The 12,822-nt window shown below is 74.1% G+C and carries 7 protein-coding genes; 1 reads left to right on the top strand and 6 read right to left on the bottom strand.

The window, feature by feature from the left end:
• Positions 1-55: 55 nt before the first annotated feature.
• The 6 genes from ACFVIM_RS26310 to ACFVIM_RS26285 all read right to left on the bottom strand — a co-directional run bounded on the left by ACFVIM_RS26310 (position 56) and on the right by ACFVIM_RS26285 (position 10,342).
• On the bottom strand, positions 56-1,279 hold the full coding sequence (locus ACFVIM_RS26310; protein ID WP_384305975.1) for a glycosyltransferase 87 family protein: 1,224 nt from the start codon (positions 1,277-1,279) through the stop codon (positions 56-58).
• A gap of 100 nt (positions 1,280-1,379) precedes the next feature.
• On the bottom strand, positions 1,380-2,219 hold the full coding sequence (locus ACFVIM_RS26305; RefSeq protein ID WP_384305972.1) for a phosphotransferase: 840 nt from the start codon (positions 2,217-2,219) through the stop codon (positions 1,380-1,382).
• Positions 2,220-2,873: 654 nt separating this feature from the next.
• On the bottom strand, positions 2,874-3,794 hold the full coding sequence (locus tag ACFVIM_RS26300; protein WP_384305970.1) for a carbohydrate ABC transporter permease: 921 nt from the start codon (positions 3,792-3,794) through the stop codon (positions 2,874-2,876).
• On the bottom strand, positions 3,791-5,155 hold the full coding sequence (locus ACFVIM_RS26295; RefSeq protein ID WP_384305967.1) for a carbohydrate ABC transporter permease: 1,365 nt from the start codon (positions 5,153-5,155) through the stop codon (positions 3,791-3,793). The genes ACFVIM_RS26300 and ACFVIM_RS26295 overlap by 4 nt, the downstream gene beginning before the upstream one ends.
• A gap of 3 nt (positions 5,156-5,158) precedes the next feature.
• Positions 5,159-6,550: an ABC transporter substrate-binding protein gene (locus tag ACFVIM_RS26290; protein ID WP_384305977.1), complete on the bottom strand. Its 1,392-nt coding sequence runs from the start codon at positions 6,548-6,550 to the stop codon at positions 5,159-5,161.
• Positions 6,551-7,012: 462 nt separating this feature from the next.
• Positions 7,013-10,342, bottom strand: a complete 3,330-nt coding sequence (locus ACFVIM_RS26285) for an FHA domain-containing protein (protein ID WP_384305964.1) — start codon at positions 10,340-10,342, stop codon at positions 7,013-7,015.
• 633 nt (positions 10,343-10,975) lie between these two features.
• Here ACFVIM_RS26285 and ACFVIM_RS26280 point away from each other — a divergent pair.
• Entirely contained in the window at positions 10,976-12,706 is a 1,731-nt protein-coding gene (locus ACFVIM_RS26280) for a serine/threonine-protein kinase (protein ID WP_384305961.1), read from the top strand.
• Positions 12,707-12,822 lie beyond the last annotated feature (116 nt).

The raw sequence follows: 12,822 nt of genomic DNA, 5'->3' as shown, positions 1-12,822 counted from the left end.
GGCCGGGGGCGGTGCGGGGAGGGTACGAGGGGGCCGGGCCCGTCTCCGTACGCCGTCACACGGTGGAGAGCCAGAGGCGGCGGCAGGCGAGGACGGTGGCGGTGGCCAGCAGGGCGTTGCGCAGCAGGAGCACCAGACAGCCGACGGCGGAGCCGCTGATCACCTCGTCGTAGAGGAGGGGGAAGGCCAGGGCGCTGAGGGCGGCGGCCGGGACCATCAGCAGGGCGACGGGGCGCTGGCAGGTGTGGCGCGAGGTCAGACAGACGGCGGCGAGGCCGAGCAGCCAGATCAGATACTGCGGACTGATCACCCGGCTGGTGACGGTGAAGAGCAGCAGGGCGGTGAAGGCGGCGTCCAAGGGGGTCGCCGGGCTCCAGCGGCGCGCGCGGATCCGCCAGTAGCCCAGCCAGCACAGGGCGGCGGCGGAGAGCACCAGCGAGAGCCGGGCGACGGCGGTGACATGGGGGCCGAGGACCTCGAAGGCGCCGTACTGGAAGCCGACCTCACCGCTCCAGCCGAGCTGGCGGGCGAACTGGAGGACGCTGCCGCCAAGTGACTCGATCTGAACACCTCGGGAGCGTTGCTGTTCGAGAAAGCTCAAGGTGTGACGGAAGCCGATCGTCACGGTGGTCAGCAGGACGACGGCGGAGGCGGCGGCCGAGAACCAGACGATCCGGGTCACCCGGCCGCGCGGGGTGCCCAGGAGGGTGAGGACCGGCCAGACCTTGAGCGTGGCGCCGATGGCGGCGAGCGCGCCCGCGAGATGCGGGCGGCCGCGGAGGGCCAGCAGAGCGAGGACGGCCACGGCGGTGACCGGGAGGTCATAGCGGGCGAACGGCAGATTGAGCAGCAGCGGCAGCGCGCCCACCCAGAGCCAGGCGCCCCGGATGCCCGCGCGCGCCAGGGCGAGGGTGATGACCGCGTCGCAGAGCAGCAGCAGGACGACGAAGGCCTGGAAGTAGGTCAGCCAGGGCAGCAGGGCGGGGGCGAGGAAGACGGAGGCGGCCCCCGGCGGGTACTGCCAGGTGGCGTCGCCGACGGGGAAGGAGCCCTCGATGAGCCGCTCGTACCAGCTCCGGTAGAGCGCGTGGACCTCTCCGGCGACGGCGGCGTCACCGAGCTGGTCCACCAGGAGGAGGGCGAGCATGCCCAGACGGGTGACGGTCCAGACGGCCGCCAAGGCGACGGCATGCCCGCGCCCGTCCCGGCCACCGGTGGGGGAGTCCACCGCGGAGAGATGGTGCGCGGGCGGAAGCGGGGTGATCCGATGAGACGCCATCGGCTGGTACTTTAACCATTTTTATGGCGATTTAGTCCTCGGTTGATCCTGGAGTGCCGCTCCTCCATCCACGTTCGCCGGTCCCTGCTGGGCTTCTGTGTCAGGTGCCGGGCCAGGCCCTGGGCCGGGGCGGGGATCCGGGGTCATGCGGGAAGTCCAGCAACTGACGGAAGCGGTTGTTGCTGGCGGCCGCGCCCTTCTCGCCGACCGCGGCCGTCCACTGGCGGCAGACGACGTTCACGAAGACCTCCACGCTCCTGGGGTCGGCGCGGCGCCAGTGCGGAAAGCCGGAGAGCCAGGCCAGCGCGGAGTCCGGGCTCTGGCCGCACTCCATCAGCCGGACGGCGGTGTAGGCGGGATCGATCCAGGCCGGGCCGATCGCGGGCATCGCCCAGTCGATGACGTAGGCGGTGCCGCCGTGGTGCCCGATCATGATGTTGTGTGGGTTGGTGTCGGTATGGAGGAGATGGCCCCCGGTCAGCCGGTCCGCCTCGCCTGGTTTCAGATAGGCGCCGAAGCGCTGGGCGAAGCGGGGGAGAGCGGCCTGATCAGGCGTCCGCAGCCGGTGCATCCGCCGCAGTGCGAGACCGACCGCCGCGAGATCGCCGCTCTGGGGGCCCAGGTCCGCGTGACGGCCCTCGATCAGGATGAAGGCGAGACAGAACCAGCCGCCCGCGTGGCAACTGTGGCGGATGGTGGGGCCCACGCCCCGGACCGTCCGGTTGAGCAGGACCTCCCAGCGGAGGGCCGTGGTGCCCGCGGTGTCGTCGTCACGGACGCCCTTCAGGAAGAGGCGGCCGTTGCGCGTGGTGGTGATGATCAGGGCGGTGGAGGAGTTGAGCCCTGCGCCGACCCGTTCGGTGGCGGTCACCGTCCCCGTACGGTCCTCGATGGCCCGACGGAGTTCCCGGGGGAGTTCTTCCCAGCCGACGCGTGACATGCCTTCCTCCCGTGCGGGCCGCCCAGGGGGTCAGGGGGTGCCTGACGGGGCGAGCCCCCTGACCATCGAGAGGATCACTCTTGCGTGGTGCCGCACTTCCGGCAACGCTGCTTTCCGCTCCATTGCGTCCATTCGTGGTCGCATTCACTCAGAATCCACGGCGTCATGACCGTTCCCTTTCGTGTGGTGCGTGAGGGGAGCCTCTCGCGTGATGGTGCCCGGCCGGGAACGCGTTTCCGCGTCCAGGGAGGGTGGTGAAGCCGGGCGCGAGGGCGACTGGAAGCGGGCGGGGGCGAACATCCACCGGAAGTGTGCCGGGCGCGGGGGTGGCGAGCGCCCCGGCCGGGTGGCGGTGGCGGGGTGCGGGAACGCCCCCGGCGGGCGGCGAGTTCCAGCGGGTGCTCGGGGTCATGGGCGGGACGGCCGGGGCGGGCGCGGCCGACCTGGCCGCGCCCGCCGTGACCCGCGCTGTCTGACCGTACTCAGCCAGCCAGCCAGCCAGGCAGGCAGCCCTGTCCCCCCGGCCCTGCCCGACCCGACCCGCGCCGGCCCAAGCTGCCCGATCCTGTCCACCCGGGCCCAAGCCGCCCCGGCCCGCTCCTGCCCGCTCCCGCCCGGCCTGACCCGCTCCTGCCCGCTCCCGCCCGGCCCGCGCTACTTGACCGCGCCCGCCATCACGCCCGAGACGAACTGCCGCTGGAAGGCGAAGAAGACCGCCAGCGGGATGACCATCGAGAGGAACGCCCCCGAGGCCAGGACGTCGATGTTGTTGCCGAACTGGCGGACCTGGCGCTGGAGGGCGACCGTGATCGGGGCGCTCTCGGAGTCGGCGAAGATCAGGGCGATCAGCATGTCGTTCCAGACCCACAGGAACTGGAAGATCCCCAGGGAGGCGATGGCGGGGGCGCCCAGGGGCAGGACCACCCGGGCGAAGAGCCGCAGTTCGCCCGCGCCGTCGAGCCGGGCGGCCTCCAGTAGCTCGCGCGGGATCTGTGCGAAGAAGTTCCGCAGCAGGAAGATCGCGAACGGCAGTCCGAAGGCGACATGGAAGAGGACGACCCCGAGCGTGGTCTCGAAGATCCCGAGGGTGCCGAAGAGCCGGGAGACCGGGACCAGCGCCACTTGCACCGGCACCACCAGCAGCCCCACGACCCCCATGAACCACCAGTCACGGCCCGGGAAATCCATCCAGGCGAAGGCGTACGCCGCCAGCGCCCCGATCCCCACCACCAGCACGGTGGAGGGAACGGTGATCAGCACGCTGGACCAGAGGGAGTCGGTGACGGCCTCGTTCCGCAGCAGCCGGGAGTAGTTCTCGGTGGTGAGCTGGGCCGGTGCCGTGAAGACCTCCCACCAGCCGCTGGCGGCGATGTCCGCCGGGTCGCGCAGGGAGGAGACCAGCAGTCCGAAGGTCGGCATCAGCCAGAAGAGGCCGACCACGATCAGGAAGACACGGGCCACTCCGCCGCCGAGCCGGGCGGCGACCCGGGCCGGGAGCGAGCGCCGGGGCTGAGGCGACTCCTGAGGCGGACGCTGGGCGCGCATGGCCGGGCCCGCCGGATCCGTCGTGGTCATCGGCGGCTCTCCCTTCGCAGTCGCCGGAGGTTGAAGAACATCACGGGAAGCACCAGCAACAGCAGCAGCACCGCGATGGCGCTGCCCACCCCGAGATGGGTGTCCGTCCCGAAGGACGAGCGGTAGAGCTGGAGCGCCAGGACGTTGGCGTCGTCCTGGGCCGAGCCCGGCGCGATGACGAAGACCAGGTCGAAGATCTTCAGTACGTTGATCATCAGCGTGACCAGGACGACGGCGAGGACCGGCGCGAGCAGGGGGACGGTCACCCGGCGGAAGACCTGCCACTCGTTGGCGCCGTCCATCCGGGCCGCCTCCAGCAGCTCCCGGGGCACACTCGCCAGTCCCGCCGCGATCAGCACCATGGCGAAACCGGCCCACATCCAGACGTAGCTTCCGATGATGGCGGGGGTGACCAGGGTGGGGCCGAGCCACTCGACACCGTTGTAGGGCTCACGGAAGTTCTCCGGCGGCAGCCGCAGCCGGGATCCCTCGGCGGCGGCGGGCAGCGAGAAGGTGCCGTCGGCGCGGGCGCGCGTGGTGGCGACGACCTCGCCGTCCTTGACCGCCTCCACCATGATGCCCTTGAGTCCCAGCTCCTCGGGGTCGACCACATTGGGCCTGCCGCCGCCACCCCGGGTGAAGTCCAGCCAGGCGGTGCCGGTGATCGACTCCCCGTCGGCCCGGGCGGGCCGGGCGGGGGCGGCGTCACCGGGCATCTGGTCCGGCGCGACCCCGACCAGCGGCAGCAGCACCGGTGTCCGGGCGCTCACCGGCTCCTTGGTCAGGAAGGAGCCGCCCCCGCCCGCCGTCAGCGGATGGAACGCCAGCGGATGGGCCTTGGGGAAGCTCGCCGACTCGGTGAACGTGTCGTGGACCCCCACCCAGACCGCGTTGGCGACCCCGCGCTCCGGATCCTGTTCGTAGACCAGCCGGAAGATGATCCCCGCCGCCAGCATGGAGATCGCCATCGGCATGAAGACGACCAGCTTGAAGGCGGTGCCCCAGCGGACCCGCTCGGTCAGGACCGCGAAGATCAGCCCGAGGACGGTGGCCACGCTCGGCGCCAGCACCACCCAGATGGCGTTGTTCTTGACGGCCGTGAGGATGGCGTCGTCGGTGAAGATCTCCCCGTAGTTGGCCAGCCCGGCGAAGCCGGAGCCCGCGCGGTCGAAGAAGGAGCGGTAGACCGAGTAGCCGATCGGATAGACCACGAGCGCGCCGAGCAGCGCCAGCGCGGGCAGCAGGAACGCCGCCGCGAGCGCGAGCCGGGTGCCCGTCACGCTCCTGACCCCGGCGGCGCGCGGGCGCCCGCCGGGGGGACCCGGACGGGCCGGGCTCCCCTGGGTCGCGGTGGTGGACATCGCTCAGCCCCGGTAGGCCTTGGCCGCGTCGGCCTCCAGCGTCCGCTGGGTGCCCTTGATGTCCTTCGGGTTCTTCAGGAAGTCCTGGAGCGTCTTCCAGAACCCCTTGCCGGGTGAGCCGCCGAACGACTGCGGCATCTGGTCGGACATATCGAACCGGAAGCCGTCGCCCGAGTCGATCAGCGCCTTGGCGATGTCCCGCTGGACGTCATTGGGGTAAGCGGCGAGGTCCAGCGCCTTGTTGGGCGAGAGGAAGCCGCCCGCCGCCGCCTGGATCCGGGCCGCGTCCGGGGAGGCGAGGAAGGTCAGCAGCGCCTGGGCGCCCTTGCTGTCCTTGAGCGCCACGGCCGCGTCGCCGCCCGTCACCACCGGGGGCTGGGCACCGACGGCGGGGAAGGGGAACACCTTCGCGTCGGTACCGATCGTGGCGTCGGTCTGCGCGATGTTCACGGTCACGAAGTCGCCCTCGAAGACCATCGCGCCCTTGGGCTGGGCGCCGCCGGTGAAGGTTTGGGTCACGGAGGCCGGGAACTCGGTCTGGAGCGCGCCGCTCGCCCCGCCCGCGATCAGCCGGGGCTTGCCGAACAGTTCGGCCAGCGTGGTCAGGGCCGCCGTCACGGAGGCGTCGGTCCACTTGAGGGTGTGCTGGGCGAGCTGGTCGTACTTCTCCGGGCCCGCCTGCGAGAGATAGATGTTCTCGAACCAGTCGGTGAGGGTCCAGCCGTCCGCGCCCGCCACCGAGACCGGGGTGACGCCCGAGGCCGAGATGGTCTCGGCGGTGGTGAGGAACTCCTTCCAGGTGGTCGGCTCCTTCGCCCCCGCGTTCTCGAAGGCGGCGCTGTTGTACCAGATCAGGGACTTGTTGGCGGCCTTGTAGTAGATGCCGTACTGCACGTCCTTGACCTGGCCGATCCGCTGCCAGCCGGGGGAGTAGTTCTTCGCCAGCTCGGCCTGGGCCTCCGGGCCCACCGGCTTGGCCCAGCCGCGCTGGACCGCCTGCTGGATGGCGCCGGGCTGCGGCAGCAGTGCCACATCGGGCGGGGCGCCGCCCGCGATCTTCGTGCCGAGGAAGTCGATGATGGGGTCCTGAGCCGGGACGAAGGTGACCGTGGCGCCCGTCCGCTTCTCGAACTCGTCGAGGACCTTGACGAAGTTCTCCTGCTCGGGACCGCTCCAGACCGCCGCGACCTGGATTTTCTCGCCGTTGAGCCGGGGCAGGCTCAGGGTGGGGGCGGAGCCGCTCCCCTTCGCCCCGGACGGCGTGTCATCGCCGCCGTCGTCGCCGCCCCCGCACCCGGTGAGCGCGAGCGCGCCGACCGCGAGCAGGGCGACCGCCAGCCGCCCGCGCGGCCGCGCCCCGCGTCGCCGTCCGCCGGGGTCGCCCGGCCGTCCCATCCCAACCGTCCTGCCGGTACGAAGAGTTGTGCGCATCTCTGCCCCGTCTCCTTCGTGCGCTGACCCGTTGACGGTCAGGTCTACGCCTGGCCTAAAGGGGCCGCAATAGCGCGCGGGCCACCCGGGAGCCTTTCGTGATCCCTCCGTGACGGCCCGTCAACACGGTGGTGGATCCCAGGTGTACGGGGATACCAGGGCCGTCAGGGATACGGGAGCGCCGGTGGCGCCGGGATCGCCATGGACGTACGGGGGTGAGCGAGGCCGTCAGCGGGGGCGGAGGCGTACGGGAGTGAGCGAGGCCATCAGAAGCGGCAGGGGCGTGCGTGAGTGAGGGCAGGCATCAGGCGGTGGCTGCGGTGGGCGAGGGCGAGCCGAGGTGTCAGGGACGGATGGGCGCGACCGAGGGCGTCGTCGGGGGACGGCCCGTGGTGGCGCCACGGCGGGACCGGAGCGGGCCGGGCGTCATGGATGGACCGGAGTGAGCGGGGGCACGGGCGCCGCGTCGACCGAACGCGCCGCACGCTCCAGGGCGCTCGCCAACAGGGCCAGATCCGTCGGCCCGTTGCCCAGCTCGCGCACCGGGCGGCGGGTCGGCGGATCGCCCATGCGCTCCCACTCCAGCGGGACCACGGTGGGCCGTGAGGTCGCCGTGCGGGGTATACGGCCGGTGACCCGGCCCGCCTGGAAGGGAACGGTCCGGCCGTCCGGGTGGATCAGCCCGCCCCGGCCCGGAGCCGGGTCGTCCGGTCCGGCCGCCGTGGGCGGTGCCTCCAGCACCACCCGGGGCACGGCCGAGCGTGCCAGCGCCGTACCGGCGGTCAGCTCCGGCCGGGCGGAGGCCGCCACCAGATGGACCCCGAGCCGCTCCCCGTCGCGGGCCACCGCCTCCAGCGCCCGCACCACGGAACCGGCGGCGGGCCGCCCGGTGCTCCCCAGCGCGGGCGCCACCAGGGCGTCGAGATCGTCGACCAGCACCACCAGCCGGGGAATCCCGGCCCGGCCGGAACCTCCGCCACCGAGGTGCGCGCCCGTTCCGGCTCCGGCTCCGGTTCCGTACGACGAATCCACGGGCGGGTACGAGGAGGGCCCGCCCTCCCGGGCCCAGCGCGCCTGCCAGTCGCCGAGACCCTCACCGCCCAGCAGTTCGGCGCGGCGTTTCAGCTCGGCACCCAGCGCCTGGGCGAACGCCCGCATCCTGACCGGGTCGCACGCCACCAGGTGCTCGGTGACATGCGGCAGCTCGGTGCAGGGCGCGAGGCCCTCGCCCCGGCCCGCGGCCGTGCCCGTCCCGCCTCCGTCGACCAGCAGCAGCCCCAGCCGGTCCGGGCGGTCGGCGGCGGCCAGCGACGCCGCGACCGCGCGCAGCAGTTCCGTGCGCCCGCTGCCGGCGGGGCCCTCGATCAGCAGATGCGGGCCCTGGGTGGCCAGGTCGACGGCGAGGGCGCCCTGGGGGCCCGCGCCGAGCACCGCCACCGCCGAGGTGGTGAGATCGGCGGCGGCCCAGCGCGCCATCAGGGAGGCGGGTGTGGCGCGGGCCAGACCCAGCTCGTCCAGGAGCCGGGCCGAGCGGGGCAGCGCCGTGGCCGGGCCGGGCGCGCCGCCCGCAGCCTCGGTGCGCAGCGGCGCGAGCGCCCGCGCGAAGCGTTCGGCCCAGGCGCTGGAGACGGCGTCCACCACGGCGAGGGCACCCTGACCAGCGGTCAGTCCCCCGGCCGTACGGGACAGACGCAGCGAGGTGGCCACATCGCCGCTCAGCATCGCGACCGCGCCGCACTCCCGGAAGGCGACCGCGGCCGCGCAGGCCGCCTCATAGGTGGCGGCGACCGGGGAGAGGGGGGAGGCGGCCGGGGTCTCGGCGAGGACCAGCAGATGGACGCCCATGGCGGGGCCCACGCCCGCCAGCCGGGCGGTCGTCTCCCGCAGGGCGGCCGATCCGGGGTCGCCGTCGATGACGACGACCGTGCGCGGGCCCTCGTAGCGCGCGGCGGCCTCGGCGACGGTGGCGCGGTCGGCGCTCGGCCAGCCGGGGCCGAGTGGTCCGTCGTCCAGTCGGCGGGTCAGTTCCGCCAGCCGGGCGGTGGCCTGGTCCCGGTCGTACGCCAGCAGCAGCCGGCAGTCCTGGCCGCGGGTGGGGCGTGGATGGGGCAGCCAGCCGAGCCAGGACCAGTCCGCCCGGCGCTCGCCCAGGGGCCGGGAGCGGTCCGCGCAGATCAGCACGGTCTCCAGGACGGCGGGCGCGTGCAGCGCGGTGAGCTGGGCGAGGACCGCCCGGGTCAGCCCGGTGAGCCGGGCCCGGGGTCCGGCGAGCCCGAGTGAACCGGCCTCCCGCAGCCCCACGGTCACCGGTACGGACGGCAGCCCGTCGCGGTCGGTGGTGCCCAGGCGCACCACCAGGGACTCGGGGTGGCCGGGGCCGCGCTCCCAGAGCCGGGGGCCGGGGCCGAGCGCGGTGAGCAGGATGGCGGCGGGGTCGGGCCAGATCTCGGCACGGGGCGCGGGCGGGTCATCGAGGGTGCCGGGCCCGGGCTCCGGCTCGGCGGCTCGCGGCGGTGCCTCCTCCCGGCCGCCGGTCAGACGGCGGGCCCAGGCACCTATGCCCCGTCTGCGGGCGGGGGACGGTGCGGGTCCGGTGTGCGGTGTCTCTTCGGGACGCGGTGGCTCCGGCTCGGCCGGCGCGGGGGCGTGCGCCGGGGGCGCGGAGCCGTCGCCGGAGCGGGCGGGGGGAACCCGCCCGGGGTGGGCCGCCGGTTCGGCGCCCGCCCGGCCGCCGCCGTCCCGCTCCGCGTCCCGCGCGGGAACGGGACCACGCGCGGTCCGCCACGGGCCGGCCTCACGGGAGTCGGCCTGACGGGACCCGGCCGCACCGGGCTCGGCCTGGTGCGGGTCGAAACGGGAGTCGGCCTGACGTGGGTCGAACTGCGCGGGAACCCGCGTACGGGGATCCGGGTGGCCGCCCGCTCCCTGGCCGGTCGGAGTCCCCTGGCCGGTCGGGGTGCCGTGGGCGGGGGTGGGCGCCGTGGAGCCCGGGACGGCGCCCGAGGGCGCCACGACGGATGAGGCGGGGGCGTTCCCGGCACCGTGGGCACGGTCGGTGTCCGGACCGCCGGGCGTCACGTCAGGGGTGTCCGGGGCGGTGTCCGTGCCCGGGAGCCGTAGATGTCCCTCCCCGTCCGGCACGGTCGGCAGCGTGTCGCCGCGCTCGCCGCCGGTCAGCAGGAGCGTGGACTCACCCAGCCGCAGCAGCGCGCCCCGGGGCAGCCGCACCGGATGGAGGCCCACCGGCGCGCCCTCCAGCGCGGTGCCGTTGGTCGACCCGAGATCGGCGACGGTGGCCCGGCCGTCCTGGTCGACGGTGATCGCGCAGTGCAGCCGGGAGACATCGGGATCGTCCAGCGGGACATCGGCCTCCGCCGAGCGGCCCACACTGATCCGGCCGCCGTGCAGCAGATGGACCCCGCCCGCGTCGGGTCCGGCGACCACATGGAGCCGCGCGGGGGCGTCAGGACCCGGCGTGCCGAGGTCACCGGGGAACTGGAGCGAGAGCACCGCGCCCTCCACCAGCGGTGGCTCACCCAGGGTGCGCCGCTGAGGGTCGAGCCGCTCGGTGCCCGCGTAGAACACCGGGGCGCTGGAGGTCGCCGCGGTGTCGGGCCCGGCGACGGCCGTGGCCAGCGCGGACGCCACGGCGGCGAGCGCCGTCCCCGTGGGCGCGGTCACCAGCACATCGCACGTGCGCGCCCCGGCGGCGGGCTGTCCACCACGCGGCGCGAGAACGGTCAGCCGGATCCGCATCGCCCTCAGCAATCCCTTCCCCTCGCGGTGCGCCGGCCGGGAGCCGCCGTCACCGTGTCGCCCCCACCCGGCGGGTCGGCACGGGCCACGGGGCTCCCGCCCCTGTCACTCCGTGCTGAGGGCATCCTCGCACCTGGCACTGACAACACGCCCGGCAACCACCCAGAATTGATCTTGAAAGATCGGCTTCGGCCGGAAAGTTCCAGGTCGCTCCCGGAAGCGGAGGGCCGCTTTGCACCTCGGACGCCTGTTCGCAACCTTTCGTACGAGGATGGCGTCTCCCCTGAGAACGCGGCGGTCCGCTCCCTGGGGGCGGCCCGGGGTCGCTTCCGTACGCCCGGGACCGCCCCGGCCGCGTGCGCGGGAGCGCCCGGTATCCGTGTCCGTGTCCGTACGCGCGTCAGCGTGTGCGGTGCGGGGAACCGCGGACGGCGCGTCCCGTATGGGTGCGGGACGGTACGGGCGGACGCGGGCCGCCACCCGGGTGGTGTCCGTCCGGGACCACCTCGCGGCGGCCTGTGGACAACCTGCCGGTGGCGCGTTCGACGGCATTACAGTGGGGCGGACACCCGGGCGGAGTCGACAGTGGGCCCCGGACCACGCAAGGACCACGATCAGCAGGGAGCGCATGACGTGCGGCCTGTAGGCAGCAAGTACCTCCTGGAGGAGGCCCTCGGCCGCGGAGCCACGGGCACCGTCTGGCGCGCCCGTCAGCGTGAGACGGCCGGAGCGGAGGCGGCGGTGCCGGGGCAGCCCGGTGAGACCGTCGCGATCAAGGTCCTCAAGGAGGAGCTGGCGAACGACCCGGACATCGTGATGCGCTTCCTGCGCGAGCGCTCCGTCCTGCTCCGCCTCACCCACCCCAATATCGTGCGCACCCGTGACCTGGTCGTCGAGGGCGATCTCCTCGCCCTCGTGATGGACCTGGTCGACGGCCCCGACCTGCACCGCTATCTGCGGGAGAGCGGGCCGTTCACCCCGGTCGCGGCCTCCCTGCTGACCGCCCAGGTCGCCGACGCGCTCGCCGCCAGCCACACCGACGGGATCGTCCACCGCGACCTCAAGCCCGCCAACGTGCTGCTGAAGACCGACGCCGACGGCCAGATGCACCCGATGCTGACCGACTTCGGGATCGCGCGCCTCGCGGACTCGCCGGGTCTCACCCGCACCCATGAGTTCGTCGGCACCCCGGCCTATGTCGCCCCCGAGTCCGCCGAGGGCCGCCCCCAGACCTCCGCCGTCGATATCTACGGCGCGGGGATCCTGCTCTACGAACTGGTCACCGGTCGCCCGCCGTTCGCCGGGAGCACCGCGCTCGAAGTGCTCCAGCGGCATCTGAGCGAGGAGCCCCGCCGCCCCACCACGGTCCCCGAGCCGCTGTGGACGGTCATAGAGCGCTGTCTGCGCAAGGAGCCGGGCGAGCGGCCGAGCGCCGCCAACCTCGCCCGTGGGCTGCGTACGGTGGCCGCCGGGATCGGGGTCCACTCCACCCCGGCCCAGGTCGACGCGGCGCTCGGGGTCTCCGCGCTGCTCGCGCCCGACCCGGCGCCCGCGCCCGTGCCGCCGATGCCGGGGGCCGCCGACCCGACCCAGGTCCTGCCGAACACCTCGGCGCCCGGTGCCTTCGACCCGAGCGCGGCGACGAGCGTCATGCGGCACCCGGGCGCCCCCGCCGGGGCGGGCGACCCCACCAGCGTCCTGCCGCACACCGGCGCGGCGCCGGATCCGACGGCGGTGATGCCTCCGGTGCCCCCGCGTCCCCAGGGCGCGCCCGGCGGGCCGGAGGACCCGCACCCCTGGCAGTCACAGCTCCAGGCGGCCCGTGACCGCAACGACCAGACGCAGGTCCAGTATCTGGACCCGGCCCAGGACCCGCTGCGCCGCCGCCCCCAGCGCCAGCAGCCGCACCACCCCCAGCAGCCGCCGCACGCCCCCCACCAGGGTCAGCAGCAGTACGCGCCGCCGCCCCCTCCGCAGCCGCAGCCCCGGCAGTACCAGCAGCCGCATCAGCCACACCAGCAGCAGTACGCGCCCCAGCCGTACGCGCCGCCGCCCCCTCCCCAACCGCAGCAGCCCCAGCAGCCGCAGCGACCCGAACCGCGCCAGCCCCGGCAGCGCAGCGCCAACCCCATGCGCATCCCGGGTCTGGGCTGCCTCAAGGGCTGTCTCTTCTCCCTGCTGATGCTCTTCGTCGTGGGCTGGCTGGTCTGGGAGCTGACCCCGCTCCAGGACTGGGTGGCCCAGGGCAAGGGGTACTGGGACGCCATCGCCGACGGGGTCTCCGCCGTGTCGGACTGGATCGCGGACCTCGGTGGCTCGTCGGAGCCGTCCTCGCCCGCCGAGGGCGGCGGCTCGGGCCAGTAGTCCGGTCCCGGCCGACCGGGACCGCGGGGACGGCCACCCGCCCACTTCCGTGGACGGCCGCCGGACTCACGCGTCATGAAGGAGCGGGCGCGGGCCCGGGGCTACTGCCCCAGGCC

The sequence above is a fragment of the Streptomyces sp. NPDC057638 genome, assembly GCF_042800315.1.
Classification (GTDB): Bacteria; Actinomycetota; Actinomycetes; order Streptomycetales; family Streptomycetaceae; genus Streptomyces.
This window is presented reverse-complemented; position numbering and strand designations above follow the sequence as displayed.